This is a genomic window from Nocardia elegans NBRC 108235, assembly GCF_001612845.1.
Lineage (GTDB): Bacteria > Actinomycetota > Actinomycetes > Mycobacteriales > Mycobacteriaceae > Nocardia > Nocardia nova.
This window is the reverse complement of record NZ_BDBF01000082.1, coordinates 1-18,012: the sequence shown is the minus strand read 5'-3', so window position 1 is coordinate 18,012 and position 18,012 is coordinate 1. Positions and strand designations below refer to the sequence as shown.

15 protein-coding genes and 1 pseudogene are annotated in these 18,012 nt (G+C 69.5%); 2 read left to right on the top strand and 14 right to left on the bottom strand.

All coding sequences use genetic code 11. The features are described from left to right. Positions 1 to 494: 494 nt before the first annotated feature. The 8 genes from scpB to steA all read right to left on the bottom strand — a co-directional run bounded on the left by scpB (position 495) and on the right by steA (position 9,462). Entirely contained in the window at positions 495 to 1,166 is a 672-nt protein-coding gene (scpB, locus tag NE2_RS33340) for an SMC-Scp complex subunit ScpB (protein ID WP_063032620.1), read from the bottom strand. 335 nt (positions 1,167 to 1,501) lie between these two features. Continuing rightward, positions 1,502 to 2,374, bottom strand: a complete 873-nt coding sequence (locus NE2_RS33335) for a segregation and condensation protein A (protein ID WP_051756303.1) — start codon at positions 2,372 to 2,374, stop codon at positions 1,502 to 1,504. Beyond that, positions 2,371 to 3,342: a ParA family protein gene (locus NE2_RS33330; protein ID WP_082857394.1), complete on the bottom strand. Its 972-nt coding sequence runs from the start codon at positions 3,340 to 3,342 to the stop codon at positions 2,371 to 2,373. Before NE2_RS33330 ends, NE2_RS33335 begins: the two co-directional genes overlap by 4 nt. Positions 3,343 to 3,642: 300 nt before the next feature. After that, positions 3,643 to 4,632 carry a site-specific tyrosine recombinase XerD gene (gene xerD / locus NE2_RS33325; protein WP_063032612.1) on the bottom strand — a complete coding sequence of 330 codons (990 nt, stop codon included), beginning with the start codon at positions 4,630 to 4,632 and terminating at the stop codon, positions 3,643 to 3,645. Between the two features lie 108 nt (positions 4,633 to 4,740). Beyond that, entirely contained in the window at positions 4,741 to 5,385 is a 645-nt protein-coding gene (locus NE2_RS33320; RefSeq protein ID WP_063032610.1) for an NUDIX domain-containing protein, read from the bottom strand. Beyond that, positions 5,382 to 7,118, bottom strand: a complete 1,737-nt coding sequence (gene pyrG / locus NE2_RS33315; protein WP_063032608.1) for a CTP synthase — start codon at positions 7,116 to 7,118, stop codon at positions 5,382 to 5,384. Before pyrG ends, NE2_RS33320 begins: the two co-directional genes overlap by 4 nt. A gap of 197 nt (positions 7,119 to 7,315) precedes the next feature. Beyond that, complete coding sequence (locus NE2_RS33310; RefSeq protein WP_373862300.1) at positions 7,316 to 8,230, bottom strand: copper transporter; 915 nt, start codon at positions 8,228 to 8,230, stop codon at positions 7,316 to 7,318. Between the two features lie 17 nt (positions 8,231 to 8,247). Beyond that, a complete protein-coding gene (gene steA, locus NE2_RS33305; protein ID WP_063032606.1) occupies positions 8,248 to 9,462 on the bottom strand; it encodes a putative cytokinetic ring protein SteA in 1,215 nt (404 codons plus the stop codon). Between the two features lie 172 nt (positions 9,463 to 9,634). On the opposite strand from steA, the gene NE2_RS33300 reads away from it, so the two are divergent. Next, complete coding sequence (locus NE2_RS33300; RefSeq protein WP_063032616.1) at positions 9,635 to 10,057, top strand: SRPBCC family protein; 423 nt, start codon at positions 9,635 to 9,637, stop codon at positions 10,055 to 10,057. 15 nt (positions 10,058 to 10,072) lie between these two features. On the opposite strand, the gene recN is transcribed toward NE2_RS33300, so the two are convergent. The 4 genes from recN to NE2_RS33280 are packed head-to-tail and all read right to left on the bottom strand — an operon-like array spanning position 10,073 to position 13,976. After that, a complete protein-coding gene (recN, locus tag NE2_RS33295; RefSeq protein ID WP_063032604.1) occupies positions 10,073 to 11,848 on the bottom strand; it encodes a DNA repair protein RecN in 1,776 nt (591 codons plus the stop codon). Next, a complete protein-coding gene (locus NE2_RS33290) occupies positions 11,826 to 12,851 on the bottom strand; it encodes an NAD kinase (RefSeq protein WP_082857395.1) in 1,026 nt (341 codons plus the stop codon). Before NE2_RS33290 ends, recN begins: the two co-directional genes overlap by 23 nt. Further along, positions 12,848 to 13,684, bottom strand: coding sequence for a TlyA family RNA methyltransferase (locus tag NE2_RS33285; RefSeq protein ID WP_063032602.1), 837 nt, complete (start codon positions 13,682 to 13,684; stop codon positions 12,848 to 12,850). The genes NE2_RS33290 and NE2_RS33285 overlap by 4 nt, the downstream gene beginning before the upstream one ends. Position 13,685: 1 nt before the next feature. Next, positions 13,686 to 13,976, bottom strand: a complete 291-nt coding sequence (locus NE2_RS33280; protein WP_063032600.1) for a hypothetical protein — start codon at positions 13,974 to 13,976, stop codon at positions 13,686 to 13,688. Between the two features lie 162 nt (positions 13,977 to 14,138). Here NE2_RS33280 and NE2_RS33275 point away from each other — a divergent pair, with 162 nt between their 5' ends. After that, entirely contained in the window at positions 14,139 to 14,843 is a 705-nt protein-coding gene (locus NE2_RS33275; protein WP_084494511.1) for a YdcF family protein, read from the top strand. Positions 14,844 to 15,099: 256 nt separating this feature from the next. Here the strand turns inward: NE2_RS33275 and NE2_RS33270 are convergent, their stop codons facing one another. Then, a complete protein-coding gene (locus NE2_RS33270) occupies positions 15,100 to 15,987 on the bottom strand; it encodes an HAD-IIA family hydrolase (RefSeq protein WP_063032599.1) in 888 nt (295 codons plus the stop codon). A gap of 3 nt (positions 15,988 to 15,990) precedes the next feature. Then, positions 15,991 to 17,079 (bottom strand): annotated as a pseudogene (locus tag NE2_RS37755) (hypothetical protein); the annotation flags it as partial. Positions 17,080 to 18,012: the final 933 nt, after the last annotated feature.

Sequence of the window (18,012 nt, the reverse complement as noted above, 5' to 3'; positions counted from 1 at the left end):
GGCCGCCTGGCCGCGGGCGAACCGATCGCCCCGGCCGTAGCCACCCTCGGACCGCGAACCCCGTCCGGCGCTGTCCCCGCGGCCGTAGCTCTCGCCGCCACGGTTGTAGCGGTCGTCTCCGCGCCCGGAGCGATCACCGCCGCGCCCGAAGCGGTCGTCCCTCTCCCCGCCGCGGCCGTAACGATCGTCTCCGCGGCCGGACCGGTCACCACCGCGGCCGTAGCTCTCACCACCGCGGCCGTAACGGTCGTCCCCGCGACCGGGTCGCGACCCACGTGTGTCGCCGCCGCGGCCGTAACTGTCGTCTCGGCGCCCGTAGCGGTCGCCGCGTCTGTCATCGGCGCGGTCGGCGCGTCCGGCCGCCCCTCGTGCCGCGCGTCCGCCGCCACGAGGCGGGTCGCTGTGTCTTTTCCTACGGTCCGGTGTGCCATCTCGGCGAGCGGGTGTATTCACGTGGTCCTCTGATCAGTCGACAGGATCCGCTGCGGATCCGGTCAATCCTCGGTGCCGAGATCGATATCCGATTCGGCGGGTTTCTTCAGCTTGGTGTACCGGGGGTCGGTCTCCAGGCTCTCGTTGATCTCATCGATCAGGTCGACGCCCGGTAGCAGGGGCGCCAGCGACGGAAGTTCCGCCAGCGACGCGAGCCCGATCCGTTCCAGGAACAGTTCGGTGGTGACGTAGAGGGTGCCGTTGGTATCGACGTCGGCGCCCGCCTCGGCGATCAGTCCCCGCGCCACCAGGGTGCGGATCACGCCGTCGACGTTCACCCCGCGCACGGCACTCACTCGTGCTCGCGTAACCGGTTGACGATAGGCGATAACCGCCAAAGTTTCCAAAGCGGCCCTGGTGAGCTTGGACCGCGCCCCGTCCAACAGCATACGTTCGACATAGGGCGCGTACTCGGTCCGGGTGTACAGACGCCACCCGTCGCCCACATAGCGCAGATCGATTCCACTCCCCCGCGCGGTCCACTCCGCCGACATCTCCCGCAACACCCGCTCGATCCGGGTCGGCGCGTCGTCGACCGCCGCCGCGAGCAGTTCCACCGACGCCGGCGCATCCACCACCAGCAGCATCGCCTCGAGCGCCGACCGCAACTCCTGGTCGTCGAGCGGACGAGCAACCTCCTCGTCGTCCGCGTCGTTCTCCGCCCCGGGCCGCACCTCGCGGGGATGCTCGGCATCACCGCTCGGCCCACTCCCTACGGTCTCCGCAACGCCGGACTCGCCAACGATGGTCCGCGGAACACCCGACTCGGTACCGGCATCGTGCGCAGCGTCGACACCAGCGGGCGCGACCTCGTCAGCGGTGGTCTGAGCGGCATCGTCCGCGGCAGGTGCGACCGCCGCATCATCCCCACCACGCCCCGACGAATCGGCCAAGGCGGGCACGACCGCGGAACGGCCGGTCTGTCCGATCGCGGCATCGCCCGCCGAGGCGACGGCGGCCGCTTCGGCTCGGGCATCCGCGTGATCCATGGACTGCTCACCGTGCGACATCATCCGTAGTCCTCATCGATTGTCACGGGCTCGGCGGGCGCGCCCTCGGCGTCATCGCCGATCCAGCGCACCGCCAGCGGGCCGAGCGGGTCGGGTTGATCGAATTCGATCGTCTTGCCCCGGTAGAGCTCGAGCAGCGCGAGAAAGCGCGCGACGATCTGGATCGGCATCTCGCAATCGGCGCACAGCTCGTGGAAGGTCGACCACTCTCCCACCCCGCGCTTCTTCAGCATCTCCAAGACCAGCGCGGCCTGCTCGGCGACGGAGATGGCATGGGCGTGCAGGTGGTCCAGACCGACCGTCGGTCGCGGCCGGGGGCGGAACGCCGCCGCGGCGATATCGGCGAAACCCGCAGCGTCGACGCCGAGACTCACCTCCGGCAGCAGATCCAGGAAGCGTTCCTCGAGCGATACCGCCCGCGGATACCGGCGCAACGCGGCGGCCTCGAGCTCACCGAGCAGTTCGGCGACCTGTTTGAACGCCCGATACTGCAGGAGCCGCGCGAACAGCAGATCGCGCGCCTCGAGCAGTTCCAGGTCGTCGGCATCGGTGACCTCACCGGACGGCAGCAGCCGGGCGGCCTTGAGGTCGAGCAGGGTCGCGGCGACCACCAGGAATTCGGTGGTCTGATCGAGAATCCGATCCGCCCGCAGCGTCGGATCGCGTTCCAGGCTCGCGGTGAGCTCTTTGGTGTAGGCGATGAACTCGTCGGTGACCTTGTGCAACGCCACCTCGGTCACATCGAGCCGCCGCTGGCTGATCAGCTGCAACAACAGGTCGAACGGCCCCTGAAAATTGCTCAGCCGCAGGTGGAACCCGTCGGGCTTGTTTTCCGGTACGACCTCGGCAGCCGGTGGTCCGGCCTCGCTCACCGGCCCGACCGGTGGATGACTTCCCGTGCCATCGCCCGATACGCTTCCGCGCCACCGGATTTCGGCGCCCAGGTGGTGATCGGCTCACCGGCGACACTGGCGTCGGGGAAACGGACGGTCCGGTTGATCACGGTGTCGTACACCAGATCACCGAACACCTCCACCACCCGGGCCATCACCTGCCGGGAGTGCAGCAATCGCGCATCGAACATGGTCACCACGATGCCCGACAGTGCGAGCCGCGGGTTGAGCCGGTCCCGCACCTTCTCCACGGTGTCGGTGAGCAGCGCCAGCCCGCGCAGGGAGAAGTATTCGCATTCCATCGGGATGATCACGCCGTCGGCGCAGGCCAGCGCGTTGACGGTGAGCAGACCCAGCGACGGCTGGCAGTCGATGAGGATGTAGTCGTAGCGGTCGCGCAGCGGTGCCAGCGCGCGGCCGAGGGTCTGTTCCCGGCCGACCTCGTTGACCAGCTGGATTTCCGCCGCCGAGAGGTCGATATTGCTCGGCAGCAGATCCATCCCGTCGACCTTGGTGTTGAGCAGCACGTCGTCGACGCTCGCCCGGCCGCCGACGAGCAGATTGTGCACGGTCAGGTCCAGGTCGTGGTGGGCCACGCCCAGTCCCGCCGACAGGGCTCCCTGCGGGTCGAGATCGACCAGCAACACCCGGCGGCCGTATTCGGCGAGCGCGGCACCGAGGTTGATGGTGGAGGTGGTCTTGCCGACGCCGCCCTTCTGATTGCACATGGCGACGATCAGGGCGTCACCGTTGCGCGACGACGGGGGTGGTTCGGGAATGTCGCGCAGCGGGCGTCCGGTCGGGCCGAGTTCGGTACCGTCCGCCACGATGTCGTTCGCCTCCCAGAGTCTGCGGGCCGCCTGTTCGATTCGGAGGCCGGTTCGGATATTCGAAAGCGGTTCTGCCGCAGCGTTGTTCGGCGGCTCGGCCGGGCCGGCTGTCGTCATGTCCGCTGCTCCTTCAGTTTTCCTGCTCGTTGCCCCGCCGCGCGCTGCGGAACAGCGGGCGATCGCTACACCGGACGCCGATGTACCGGACCACCGCAATAGACGCTACCGCCTCCGAGCGCAAGACCCCCGATCGGACACGCTTGGGGAACGCCCCCGATCGTTGCGCACTTGTGTCATTACCCGTGCCACAACACCGTGTCCTCACGGCACCAACTCCGCATTCTGTCGCCTCGAGGGGGTGTTGGGAAACCCTTTGCGGCAATCCGCACCCGATATCGGGTTGCCGCCGCCGGCGCGTTACCGCGCCCGCGGATGCGCGGTGGCCCACACCTCGTGCAGTGTATTGACCGTCACCAGGGTGTAGATCTGTGTGGTCGTCACCGACGCGTGCCCCAGCAACTCCTGCACGACACGCACGTCGGCCCCCCCGTCGAGCAGGTGGGTGGCGAACGAGTGCCGCAGCGTGTGCGGCGACACCGCGGCGCCGATCCCGGCCCGATCGGCCGCGTCCTGCAATACCTGCCAGGCGCTCTGGCGCGAGAGCCGGCCGCCGCGAGCATTGAGGAACAAGGCGGGGGTGCCCTTGCCGCGAGCGCCGAGCGCCGGCCGGCCCCGAACCAGATAAGCGTCGACCGCCGCCAGCGCCGGCCGCCCGATCGGCACCATGCGCTGTTTACCGCCCTTGCCGTGCAGGACGACCGAGCGCCCGGCGGTGTCGATATCGTCGACGTCGAGTCCGACCACCTCCGAGATCCGGGCGCCGGTGGAGTACAGCAGTTCCAGCATGGCCCGATCCCGCAGTCCGCGCGGCCCGCCCCCGGAACCGGCGTCGTCTCCCCCGCCCGCGGCCTCGAGCAGCCGGGAAATATCTTCGTAGGGAAGCGCTTTCGGCAGTCGCCGCGCCGGGGTCGGCGGCTTCACACCGTGCGCGACATCCCCGGTGGTCAGTCCCTCGGCCGCCGCGAACCGGTGCAGGCCGCGCACCGCCACCAATGCGCGGGCGGCCGAACTGGCGGCCAGCGCCGGATACCCCTCGCCGCCCGCCCGCAGCGAGACGACGAAATCGGCGATCTGGTTCTCGGTCACCCGGTCCAGATCACCGATATCGCGCTGTTTCAGAAACTCCTGATATCGCTGCAGATCACGCCGGTAGGCGCTGAGCGTATTTCTCGCCGCGCCGCGCTCGACCGTCAGATGGTCGAGATAGGCCTGGATCTGCCGCTCCACCACGCGCTCACCCGACCGGTAGCGGCACAACGACCGCCGGGGCGGCGGGAACAGCGACATTCACGGTGTCATCATGACAGCCGCCGGCGACATTCGTTCGCACGAACACAGTTCGCACGTGCCCGAGGGGTACGGCCCGGTGCGGTGAAGCACCCGGCCGGTTGCCCATCAGGCCTGTGCGTGTTCGGCGGCCTTCCGATCGAGCAGCGTCGTCGGCATACCCGGCCAGGGCGCGTCGGCGGGCCGCAGCGTCGTGCCGTTCGCCCGCGCGACCGACGCCGCCAGCACGCCGGCCACCGCGGTCGCGTTCTCGATCCGGCCCGACAGCGCGGCGGTCACCGCGTCCTGCAGCGGCATCCGCACGATCGACAGATCGGCTTCCTCGTGCTCGGGGTCCGGCCGGTCGGTGTCCGACAACCCGGTCGCGAGATAGATGCGCAGTGCCTCGTCGGTGAACCCCGGCGACAGCACCACATCGACCAGAGTGGACCACTCCCGCGCCGCCAGACCGGTCTCCTCGGCGAGTTCGCGGTGCGCGGCCGCCAGCGGATCCTCACCGGCCTGATCGAGCAGGCCGGCGGGCAACTCCAGCAACCGCCGCCCGATCGGATGCCGATACTGGTTGATCAGCACCACCGAGCCGTCGTCGTCGAGGGCGACGATCGCGACCGCGCCGTGATGCTCGACCACCTCCCGCTCGGCGACCCGCCCGCCGGGCATCTCGACCTGATCCCGGCGCAGCGCGACGATCGCCCCGGAATACACGGTTTCGGACCCGACGGTGCGGAAGTCGTGGCTTCCGGATTCGCTCACTGCGCGACCCGCTCGGCCTCGTCGGCCTCCTCGCCGTAGATCTCCACCGGAAGCCGTTCGGCGCCCTTGTATTTCAGCGCCGCGTCGACCAGTCCGGCGAACAGCGGATGCGGCCGGGTCGGCCGGCTCTTGAGCTCCGGATGCGCCTGGGTCGCAACGAAATACGGATGCACATTCGCCGGCAGCTCCACGAACTCGACCAGATGCCCGTCCGGCGAGGTACCGGAGAATCGCAGGCCGCTCTGGGCGATCTTGTCGCGATAGGCGTTGTTGACCTCGTAGCGGTGCCGATGCCGCTCCGACACCTCGGTGGTGCCGTAGGCCTGCGCCACGACCGAGCCCCTCTCCAGCACGGCCGGATAGGCGCCCAGTCGCATGGTGCCGCCGAGGTCGGCCTCACCGGCGACCGCCTGGGCCTGATCGGCCATCGTGGAGATCACCGGATGCGTTGTCTCCGGCTCGAATTCGGCGGAGTTGGCGTCCTCGAGTCCCACCGAACGGGCGGCCTCGATCACCACGCACTGCAGTCCCAGGCACAGGCCCAGCAGTGGAATGGAGCGGGTGCGCGCGAACCGGATCGCGCCGACCTTGCCCTCGATGCCGCGAATGCCGAAGCCGCCGGGGATCAGCACCGCGTCGACGTCGCCGAGGTGATGCTGCGCGCCCTCCGGAGTCTCGCATTCGTCGGACTGCACCCAGCGGATGTTCACCTTGGCCTTGGCCGCGAAACCACCGGCCCGCAGTGCCTCGGTCACCGAGAGATACGCGTCCGGCAGGTCGACGTACTTACCGACCAGCGCGACGGTCACCTCTTCGCGCGGGTTGTGCACCCGGTCCAGCAGATCGCCCCAGACGGTCCAGTCGACATCGCGGAACGGCAGGCCGAGCTTGCGCACCACGTAGGCGTCGAGGCCCTCGCGGTGCAGCACCTTCGGGATGTCGTAGATCGACGGCGCGTCGGGCGTGGAGATGCAGGCGTCGACGTCGACGTCGCACATCAACGCGATCTTGTTCTTCAGCCCCTGCGGCACCTCGCGGTCGCAGCGCAGGATCAGCGCGTCGGGCTGGATACCGATGTTGCGCAGCGCCGCGACGGAGTGCTGCGTGGGTTTGGTCTTCAGCTCGCCGGAGGGCGCCAGATACGGCACCAGCGTCACGTGCAGGAAGAAGCAGTTGTCCCGGCCCACCTCGTGCCGGATCTGGCGCGCGGCCTCCAGGAACGGCTGGGATTCGATATCGCCGACGGTGCCGCCGATTTCGGTGATCACCACGTCCGGGGTCTGGCCCTGCAGATCCGGACCGCTCATCGCGAGGATCCGGTTCTTGATCTCGTCGGTGATGTGCGGGATGACCTGCACGGTGTCGCCGAGGTACTCGCCGCGCCGCTCCTTGGCGATCACGGTGGAGTAGACCTGCCCGGTGGTGACGTTCGCATAGCCCGACAGATCACGGTCGAGGAAGCGCTCGTAGTGGCCGACGTCGAGGTCGGTTTCGGCGCCGTCCTCGGTCACGAACACCTCGCCGTGCTGGAAGGGATTCATGGTGCCGGGGTCGACATTCAGATATGGGTCCAGCTTCTGCATGGTGACCCGCAATCCGCGGGCGGTCAGCAGCTGGCCGAGGCTGGAGGCGGTCAGTCCCTTGCCGAGGGAGGAGGCGACACCGCCACTCACGAAGATGTGTTTGGTGGCCGTCTGATGGGGGGAACGCGCCGGAATCCGCGATTGACTCACGGAACTCCACGCTAACACGAAAAACGGTTGCGAAACGAATGCCACGCGGGGAATGCCGGAGGTTGTCCCACCGGTTTGTCACTTGCGTCTCATTCAGCGCAGCAACCCCATGACGCGGCGCTCCGGACGCACCGATCGCCCGGCACTCGCTCCGACGTGACGGATCATCCGATCGCGGTCGACAACGGCGGCCGCGCTCAGCCGGGAGAAGCGGTCACCGACAGCGAGGTCGCCTCCGGCCCGGTGCCGTAGTGGCCGGTTTTGCCGCCCAGTTGCTCGGCGAGGCCGAGAGCCGTTGTGACCCGGCCCGTTTCGCGGTCCACGTTGTCGACCGTGGACACCGTCGCGTCGAGGCCGTTCTCGCGGCGCACCTCGGCGATCGGGCCCGATCCGTCCGAGGATCCGGCCCGCCCCGCCAGCACCAGCCCGGCCCCGCGTCCGCGCAGCGCCCCGGCGAAATGCGCCGTGATCGATCCCTGGCCGTTGTGGTCGGCCCGCGCGCCGGCCCCGGTCACCACCACGGCCAACTGGGCGGGCGCGAAGTCACCGGCGGCGAGGAAGCCGCCGTTGCGCAGGGTGTCGACGATCAGCCCGCGTTCCTGCGCGGTGGCACGGTCGGCGCCGTCGGCGGGGTCGGTGAGAAACGCCAGGCCGAGGAGATCACCGGCGAGGCTGCCCTGATCCACCGCCTCGGTCTGCAACTGGGCGCCGGCGGGAATCATGTTCGTGACCGCGGTCCGCAGGCGGTCGCCCTGCGACGCGTCGACGAAGGCGTCGGTGAGCGCGACCCGCCCGGTGACCTTCGCCCCGGCAGTGGTCAGGGCTGCCGTCACCGCGTCGACATCGCCGCCGTCGGCATCGGGGGTGGTGAATACGAGCACCGTGTGATCGGCGAGGGTTCCGTTCAGGATGCGGCCCGCCGACCGGGCGATGAAGTCGTCGGCCGCACCGACCTGCCGTTCGAGTTGCCCGTTGGCCGCCGCGAGCGCGTCGTTGCGCTGAGCCAGATCGTCACCGCCACCCGGACCACCCTGACGGACTACGGCGCCGAGCGCCGCACCCACCGCCAATGCCAGAAAGATCGCGGCCAGGGAAACGACGAGCCGACGCATGGAACCCACTGCTTTCTCTACCCCCGACGGTCCGATAGTCGATGCAGCCAGTCCTGCGACTGCCGCCACGCCGAATCCAGCCAATCCAGCACATCGCTGCCCAGATGCGAGGACACGAGCAGTCCGACGATCAGCGCGATCAGCGCGGCCAGCACCACCAGTGCGGTCGCCCAGCCGGAGTTGCCCTGCCGATACAGGGTGGCGACGGCCTTGGCGTCCATCAGTTTCGGCCCCGCCTTGAGCCGGGTCAGGAACATCGCCGGAGCCGATTCACGGCGGCTGCGATCGAAGAAGTCGTCGAGCGAGGCCGGCGCCCCGCAGGTGATGATCAGCGCGGCCCCATGATGGTCGGCCAGCAGCAGCGCCAGATCGGCCGCCGATCCCGAGGACGGGAAGGTGGTGGCGCCGATACCCAGGTCCTGAATTCGCTCCAGCCCCTTGGCATGCCCGTCGGTATCGGCCGGAAGTATCAGCTCGGCACCGCATTTCAGCGAGCTCGCGGTGATTTCCTCCGGGTCGCCGACGATCAGATCGGGACGATATCCGGCCTTGGTCAGGATGTCGGCGCCACGCCCGACACCGACCAGAATCGGCGCGTATTCCTTGACGAACGGCTTGATCGCCTTGAGGTCGTCACGACTGTCCACGCCGTCGGCCACCACCACGACATGGCGGCCGCGCATCGACAGATCCAGGGCCGGAACCCCGAGACCGTCGATCAGCATCGCACTTTCGGTCCGGATGTATTCGGTCGTATTGCCGGCGAAGGCTTCCAGATGGTCGGCCAGCCCGTTGCGCGCCGCGATCATCCGCTCGGCGATGACCTGATCGGTGAGCTCGATGGCCTCGACCAGAACCTCCGGTTCCTTCTTGGTCAACTTGTCAGCATACACCACGCCGGCATCGATGCGGACCTTGTTGCCGTCCTTGATCTTGCCGAACACGTCGGCGGAGACAGCATCCAGCAACACGATTCCGTTGGCGGCCAGCACTTCCGGGCCGAGGTTCGGATAGCGGCCCGAAATCGAGGGCGAGGCATTGATCACCGCCGCCACGCCCGCCTGGACGAGCCGGTCAGCGGTGAGGCGATCGATGTCCATCTCGTCGAGGACCACCACATCGCCCGCCCCGACCCGCTTGAGCAGACGCCGGGTATTGCGGTCCACCCGGGCCATCCCGGTGAGGCCGGGAAGCGTTTCGGTGTTGCGCGACAACAGCGCCAGCATCTTCATGGCATCCGATAATGGACGCCGACTCTCAACCTGTGGTGGAGGCGCGCCGACGTCCTATCACATCCCCTGGCATGAGGCCAGCAAACGCCCGCCTCCGCGACGTCGACTGGCGTGCCGGGTGGTACCGCTGGTACCGATATGCTTCGGCTCACTGCATCCGAAGGAGAACGCCATGGCCAGTACCACCGTCGACACGGTCATTCCCGCACCGCGCGACGTCGTCTACAAGCTGTTCGCCGAGCGCGACAGTCTCAACGGCTATCTGCCCGTGCGCATTACGCTGCGTCAGCCCGGCGCGCCCGAGGCCTCCGGCGTCGGTGCACGCTACCTGGTGGGCGTGGGCGGCATCGGTGTGACCGAGGAGACCACCGAACTGGTTCCCGGTGAGCGCATGGAATACCGGATCATCGCCGGTGCGCCGGTGAAGCGGCACGTCGGCACCATCACCTTCGCCGACGCCCCGGGCGGCACCCTGGTGTCGTACCGGATGGAATCCGAGCCCAAACTGCCGGTGCCGGACAAGGCGACGGAACTGTTTCTGCGCGGCCTGATCGCGCCGTTCCTCAAGGCCGCCAAGAAGGCCGTCGCCAAGTAGACGCTTCGCAGCTCGTCAGCCCGCCGCCGAGGCGGTGTCGGCCTTCTCCGCCCGCGCGGTGGCCAGCAACTCCTCGGCGTGGGCGCGGCCGGTCTCGGTGTCGTCGAGACCGGCCAGCATGCGGGCAAGTTCGACGACCCGCTCGTCGGTGGTCAGCGCCCGCACCCCGCTGTTGACGCCCTTGCCGTCGTCGACCTTGTCCACCACGAGGTGGGTGTCGGCGAAGGCGGCCACCTGCGGCAGATGAGTCACCACGATAACCTGATGGGTGCGGGCCAGCCGCGCCAGCCGTCGCCCGATCTCTACCGCCGCCCGGCCGCCGACACCGGCGTCGACCTCGTCGAACACCATGGTCGAGCCGTATTCGGAGGCCGCGAGCACCACCTCCAGCGCCAGCATCACGCGCGAGAGCTCACCACCGGACGCACTGCGGCTCAACGGCAGCGACTGCGCGCCGGAGTGGGCGGACAGCCGGAATTCCACCTCGTCCACACCGGACGCGCCCGCATGCAGTTCCGCCCCCTCGACGGTGATGGGCGCACTGTCCTGCGCGGCCGCCGCCAGTGGCCGCACCTCCACCTCGAGTTTGGCGCGGCCCATCGCCAGGCCGCTCAATTCGGCGCTCACCGCGGTCGCGAGTTTGCGAGCGGCCTTGCGCCGGGCGGCGGTCAGCTTCTTCGCCGTCTCCCGCACCTGCCCGGCTGCGGTCTCCACCTCGGCGGCCAGCGCCGCCAGCGCCTCCTCCGACACGTCGAGCGAGGCCAGGCGCATGCGCGCCTCGTCGGCCCAGGCGATCACCGCGTCGACATCGGGTGCGTATTTGCGGGTCAGCGATTTCAGCTCCGCCTGGCGAGTGAGCAGGCTGTCCAGCGCCGCGGGATCCGAGGGCAGATCCGACAGATACGAGCTCAATTCGGTGGTCACATCGACCACCACCGCGATGGCCTCCCCCAGCCGCGGCGCCAACGCGGTCAGCGCCGGATCGTCACTGGATTCCAGCCGGGCGCGCGCACCACCGAGCGCGTCCAGCGCACCGGCGCCCTCACCGTCGCCGGAACCCGCGAGGGCCGCATGGGCGGCGCCGGCCGCCTCCCGCAGCGAATCCAGATCGCCGAGGCGCAGCACCTCGGCGACAATGCGCTCGTCCTCACCGGGTTCCGGTGCGACCGTATCGATTTCGTTCAGCGAATGCTGCAGCCGATCGGCCTCGAGGGCGAGTTCACGGCTGCGCGCCGTGCGTTCCAGCAGCTCGGCGCGAGCCTGCAGCCAGGTGCGGCGGGCCAGCTGATATTTGCGCAGCAACCCGGCCACCGCATCGCCGGCGAACCGGTCCAGGGCCTGCAGTTGCTGATCGGGACGCTGCAGTCGCAGCTGGTCGTTCTGCCCGTGCACGGTCAGCAGCGGCGCCGTGAAATCCGACAGCACCGCGGCCGGCACACTGCGGCCACCGAGATGGGCACGGGAACGCCCGTCGCTGCCGACGGTGCGCACCGCGATGACACTGTCGTCGTCGTCGCGTTGCGCGCCGGAGGATTCCAGCACCTTCTCGACCTCGTCGCGGGCGCTGTCGTGCACGTCCTCGACGGTGAACCGGCCCTCGACCACGGCCCGCTGCGCGCCCTGACGCACCCGTCCGGCGTCCGCGCGGGCGCCACCGAGCAGATGCAGTCCGGTGACCACCATCGTCTTGCCGGCACCGGTCTCACCGGTCACACAGGTCAGTCCCTCGTGGAACTGCGCGGTGGCGGTGGATATGACGCCGAGGCCGTCAATCCTGATCTCTGTCAGCACGTGTGCTCTCCGTTCGGCGGTGTTCGCTATCGCCTGAGCCGGGTTGCTCGGTGGGGGTGCGGGCCGGCTCCGGCGCGCACGGCCGTTCCGGCCGCCGGCCCCGCCAGCCTGTCACGGGTAAGCGGAATTTGCGCACCATCCGGTCGGCGAAGGGGGCGGAATCCAGCCGCACCCAGCGCACCGGTTCGGCGCCGCGCACCGCTTCGAATCGCCCACCTCGCGGCAATGCCAGCGTACGCCGGCCGTCCAGGAAGACGATCGCATCATGGCCTGTCGCAACGGTTTCCACCGCGATCCGCGACTCCGGGCTGGTCACCAGCGGCCGCGCGAACAGTGCGTGCGCATTGCTGGGAATCACCAGCAGCGCCTCGAGTTCGGGCCACACCACGGGACCACCCGCGGAGAAGGCATAGGCGGTGGAGCCGGTGGGTGTCGCGATCAGCACGCCGTCACAACCGAACTGCGACACCGGGCGGCCGTCGACCTCGAGGACGACCTCCAGCACGCCCATCCGGGCGGCATTCTCGATACTGGCCTCGTTGAGGGCCCATCCGCGTTCCACGACAACATCATCGACGCGGACACTGACATCCACGGTCATCCGCTGCTCGATGCGGTAATCGCCGCGCACCACCTGGGCCAGCGCGTCGTCGAGATGTTCGGCCTCGGCCTCGGTGAGAAAACCGATGCGCCCGAGGTTGATTCCCAGTACCGGGACCCGGGCCGGGTGTGCCATCTCCGCCCCGCGCAGGAAGGTGCCGTCGCCACCGAGCGCGAGCACCATCTCGCAGCCGACCGCGGCCTCGGGACCGTGCGGCACCACCCGCACCGGATAGCCGTCGGGTTCGCCGGTGTCGTCGAAATCCAGCTTGGTGCTGTAGGCCTCGTCCTCGAGGACGCGCAACCCGATTCCGGCGTCGGCGAAGATCTTCGCGACCCGATGCGCGGTCTCGAGCAGTTCGGAACGGCCCGGATGGGCGACGAGCAGGATCTCCCGCTTCACTGTGGCCCCTCCTCGACCGCACGCTGCACCAATTCGCTGATATCGGGCTCCGATTCGGTCTCGGCCGAATCCGTGTCCGGTGTGTCCTTGCGCAGCCACAGGAAATACTCGACGTTGCCCGACGGGCCGGGCAACGGGCTGGCGACCACACCGCGGGTACGCAGGCCCAGCTCGGCGGCCGCGGCGGCCACCTCGGTCACCGCCTCGGCGCGCAGAGCCGGGTCACGCACCACACCGCCGGAGCCTACTCGCTGTTTACCGACCTCGAACTGCGGTTTCACCATGGGCAGCAGATCCGCACCCGGTGTGCAGCAGGCGGCCAGCGCGGGCAGCACCAGCGCCAGCGAGATGAACGACAGATCCGCGACCACCAGCTCGACCGGTCCGTCGATCGCCTCGGGCGTCAGCGCGCGCACATTGGTGCGGTCGAACACGCGGACCCGCTCGTCGTTGCGCAGCCGCCACACCAGCTGGCCGTAGCCCACATCGACGGCGACCACCTCTCGGGCGCCGCGGGCGAGCAGCACATCGGTGAATCCGCCGGTCGACGCACCGGCGTCCAGGCAGCGCTTCCCGGCCACGCTCACCCCGAGCGGCTCGAACGCCTCCAGCGCGCCCAGCACCTTGTGCGCACCACGCGAGGCCCACTGGACCTCGTCGGGTCCCTCACGAACCAGCAGCGGGGTATTCGGCTCGACCGCGGTCGCCGGTTTCGACGCGACCGCACCGTTGATCAGGACGCGGCCCGCGCCGATCAGTTCGACCGCGTGCTCTCGCGATCGCGCCAATCCGCGGCGAACCAGTTCGGCGTCCACTCGCGCGCGCCTGGCCACCTCAGATCTTGTCCACCGTCGCCAGGGCGCCGACGAGCACCTCGTGGGCCTGTTCGAGAATGCGCGCACGGCGGGTGATATCGGTTCCCGCGCGGTCCACCCCGTCGGCTTCGTCGCTGCTCACGCGCCGCGCTCCCGGCAACTCCGCCAGCAGCGCCGCCACCTCGGCCCGCACCTGCTCCGGATCGGCGAACTCCGCCGTCCCTCCCGCGAGATGCTGCCCGGGCAGCGGAACTCCCGGGCGAGGACCGGAGGAACCGGACGGATGCGGACGCGGAATGGGCGTAGTCATGGTGCCGACAACGCTACCGGAGTTCCACGACGGACAGGCAAGCGGCGGCACGGGTGAAACGGAGGTCACGGTGGCGTCCAGCGGCCGGACGCCGGCCGCTCGGCGTCGACAGCTGCAGCCCCAGGACCGGTGGGGTGTGGCGAGTATTGGCACAATGGCGGCGTGGGAGGTAAGCGACGACAGGGATCTGTCCGGTTCGTCGCACTCGCGGCGGCATCGGCGGCGGCCGCAGTGGTCGCCGCCGAATACGCCCACTGGCGCGCATCTCGGCAATTGCTCGGACCGCGGCGGGAACCACGAGCCGGCGGTGTGGACGCGGTGGTGGTGCTGGGCTACCCGGCCACCGCCGGCGGCCGGACGCGCGCGCTGCAGCGCTGGCGATGCCGCATCGGCGCCCGCTCGCTCCCGCGCGACCGCGACGGGTTCCTGATCTTCACCGGCGGCGCCGTGCACGGCCCCTGGGTCGAAGCGACGGTGATGGCCGAATACACCCGTGCTCACCTCGGTGTTCCGCCCGAGCGAATCCGCACCGAGACATCGGCCGAAACCACGTGGCAGAACATCGAATTCACCATTCCCGCCATGGAACACGCCGATCGCATCATGATCGCCTCCGACCCCATGCACGCCGCCCGCGCCCGCCGTTACCTGTGGGCGCAGCGGCCGGACCTCGCCGAACGCCTCGCCCCCGCCGCCGACTACCGGCCGCTGGAACGCTGGTGGCTCAAAATCCCCACTGCCGCACACGAATCGGCGGCGATCACCCGGCGCCGCGCCGGAGCTGCCGCCACTCCACTACTACGGCGCCTGGGCATCCTCCCCGAGACCGCGGCAGCGTTCACAGCTGCCGAGGATCGCCGCGATTGACCGACGATCCCGGCGTGGATCGGGCAGTTCCGAATCAGGTGCCGAATCGCTCTCGCTCGCGCCTCCACGTGGCGCGGCCACCCTGCGGAGACGACGCCACTGAGCGTGCAGGGAAACGCCTACACCCGCGGGCGAATCACCATGACCAGGCTCACCTCGGGCGGCAAGACGTTTCCGGAGACCGAACGCAGCCCGGCGGGAATCGACAATGCGGCGACCGTCGACTCGGCCGTGGTGAACGCCGTGAGCCGAACAGTTACCGAACCAATTCGATTGCGCGACCGGGGTTTTCGTCCAACAGCCTGACCAGTTGGTCGACCGTGTCACCCTCGGGAGAATCGTGCCGGATCACCGGGTGATTCAGCGCGTCGAGAGTTCGGGAGATGTAGGTGGGCCGGTGGTCGGCGGGGCGAGCTCGCAGATCATCGAGGGTGCTGACGCCGGTGAGGACCATCAACGACGGCAGGCCGACGCACCGGGCGCCGTCGATATCGGTGTCGAGACGGTCCCCCACCACGAGCGCGTCGCGAGTCTCCGCGCGGACCAGCGCATCCTCGAGCAGCGGCGCACAGGGTTTACCGGCTACCACCGGTTCCTGGTCGGTCGCGGCTCGCAATGCCGCGACCATCGCGCCGTTGCCCGGCGCCAGGCCGCGCTCGTTCGGCAGGGTGGCATCCGCGTTCGCGGCCACCCACAGGGCCCCGGCCCGCACGGCGTAGGCCGCCTCGGCGAGGTCCGGCCATCCGGTCTGCGGGGAATGCCCCTGCACGACCGCGGCGGGAGCCACCCCGTTGAAACGTCGAATCGGTTGCAGGCCGACCTGTTCGATTTCCGCCGCGAGGTCGTCGGTGCCGACGATCAGCACGGTGGATCCGGCGGCCAGCCGGGAGGCGAGCACATGCGCCGCCGCCTGTGCGCTGGTAACGACCTCGGATTCACTTGCACCGAAACCCAATTCGCGCAGATGCGCGGCCACCACACCGGCCGACCGGCTGGCGTTGTTGGTGACGAACATCAGCTTCTGCGCGCCACCGCCGGCGTCGAGAGCGGCGGGTGCGCCGGTGATCACCTGCGCACCCCGATACAGCGTGCCGTCCAGATCCAGCAGGAGGGCCTCGAAGCTCTCCCGAAGCGATGCTGCCACTAGTTACTCCACGTCGTCGTCGACCTGTGCGCCCGCGAGTTCGTCGGCACGCTCCTCGGCGTCGGTATCACCGTCGACATCGGCCGCGGCCGTATTGAGGAACCACTGCAGTGCCTCGTCGGACCGGCCGGCGGCGAGCAGCGCCTCCGCATAGGCGTAGAACAACCGTGCCGAGGCGGAACCGGAGCGCGAGGGATCCAGTTCCGGCGTCTGCAGGGTGACCACGGCCTGATCGTATTGGCCCAAATCCATTCGCGCACCGGCGACAACGATCCGCAGCTCGGTCGCCTCGTCGCCCGACAGTGCCCGCGCCTCGTCACTGCGACCGAGTTCGATCGCGCGTTCGGGCCGTCCCAGCCCACGTTCGCAATCGGCCATGACCGCCAGCAGTCCCGAGCCGCCGGACATCCGGCGCGCGGTACGCAGCTCGGACAGGGCTTCGGCCCATTCACCCGCGTGATAGGCGGTGACACCGGCGGTTTCGCGGACCACCGCGATGCGTCCGGCGCGACGCCGTGCCGCGCGGGCATGTTCGAGTGCCTGCTCCGGGTCCTCGTCGAGGAGCCGGGCGGCCATCACCAGGTGCCGGGCGACCGCCTCGGCGTTGTTCTTGTCGAGGCTCAGCAGATCGCGGCGCACCGCGCCGTCCAGATCGCTCGCCTGCACATCGTCCGGCAACGCGGGCTCATCGGGCCGCCCCGCCCGGCTCTCACCGCCGACGCGCGCCCCTTCACCGCCCCGTCGCCGCGGCTCCCGGTCCTCGAAGTTCGCGCCGGCCTCCGCCGATTCTCCCGTGTGCGCGGTGGTGTCGGCCTCGTCCGCCGATCCGAATCGACGCTCGGCATCCGCGCCACCGCGCCGGAACCCGCCGCGCCGATCACCCTCGCCCCGGCCGTAACCACCCGGACGATCCTCACGGCCGCTCGGACCTCCCGGTCGCCGGCCACCTTCGTCGCGCCGGAATCCGCCGCGGCGATCATCCGAGCCGCGCCCGTAACCGCCGGACCGCCGATCGCCCTCGTCACGCCGGAACCCACCCGAGCGGCGATCGTCCCCACCGCGGCCGTATCCACCGGAGCGACGATCGTCGCCGCCGCGCTCGAAACCACCGGAACGGCGATCGTCCCCACCACGGTTGTAACCACCCGAGCGGCGATCGTCCCCGCCACGGCCGTATCCACCGGAGCGACGATCGTCGCCGCCGCGTTCGAAACCACCGGAACGGCGATCATCACCACGCGGGTGTCCACCCGAGCGGCGATCGTCCTCGCCGCGGCCGTAACCACCCGAGCGGCGATCGTCGCCCCCACGGCTGTAACCACCCGACCGCCGGTCGTCGCCACCACGGTTGTAGCCACCGGAACGGCGATCGTCGTTGTCGCGCCGGAAGCCACCGGAGCGACGGTCGTCTCCGCCACGTTCATAGCCGCCCGAGCGACGGTCGTCTCCACCGCGCCCGTGACCACCGGAGCGGCGGTCGTCGTCGCCGCGCCCATATCCACCGGAACGACGATCATCGTCGCCGCGCCGGAAGCCTCCGGAGCGCCGGTCGTCTCCACCGCGGCCGTAACCGCCGGTGCCGCGCTCGGATCCGCGGCGGTCGTCGCTGCGCCCGCTACCGCCGCGCCGATCGTCGTCACGGGCGCCATATCCGCCCGAGCGGCGGGTGTCGTCGCCGCGCCGGAAACCTCCGGAGCGACGCTCCCCTTCTCCGCGGTCGTGGGCAGGTGTGCCGGAGCCGGCCGAGTCCGGACCGGTACTGCCACGGCGGAAGGGTCTCCTACCGTCGTCATGCTCCGACACAGCGTTACCTTTCTCTGATCCGGCACGAGCAGCCGGTGACGACACGCAGACCGTGCGCCGTGCGCCGACACCCATCTGCAACCACCATAAATTCAATCACGCGACACGAACGCTTCCCCACTTGCCCGGCCTGCGCGCGCATCGCGAGCGGCCGGCGGCGACGAGTCGCGGATCCGGACGGAAATCCGGTGTGGCGGCGGCGTCGAACATAAAGGGGCGTAT

Excerpts from the sequence above, each read along its gene's own strand:
- xerD (WP_063032612.1), bottom strand. The coding sequence starts at position 4,632 with ATGTCGCTGTTCCCGCCGCCCCGGCGGTCGTTGTGCCGCTACCGGTCG.
- NE2_RS33280 (WP_063032600.1), bottom strand. The coding sequence starts at position 13,976 with ATGACTACGCCCATTCCGCGTCCGCATCCGTCCGGTTCCTCCGGTCCT.
- NE2_RS33310 (WP_373862300.1), bottom strand. The coding sequence starts at position 8,230 with ATGCGTCGGCTCGTCGTTTCCCTGGCCGCGATCTTTCTGGCATTGGCG.
- NE2_RS33300 (WP_063032616.1), top strand. The coding sequence starts at position 9,635 with ATGGCCAGTACCACCGTCGACACGGTCATTCCCGCACCGCGCGACGTC.
- NE2_RS33330 (WP_082857394.1), bottom strand. The coding sequence starts at position 3,342 with ATGACGACAGCCGGCCCGGCCGAGCCGCCGAACAACGCTGCGGCAGAA.
- steA (WP_063032606.1), bottom strand. The coding sequence starts at position 9,462 with ATGAAGATGCTGGCGCTGTTGTCGCGCAACACCGAAACGCTTCCCGGC.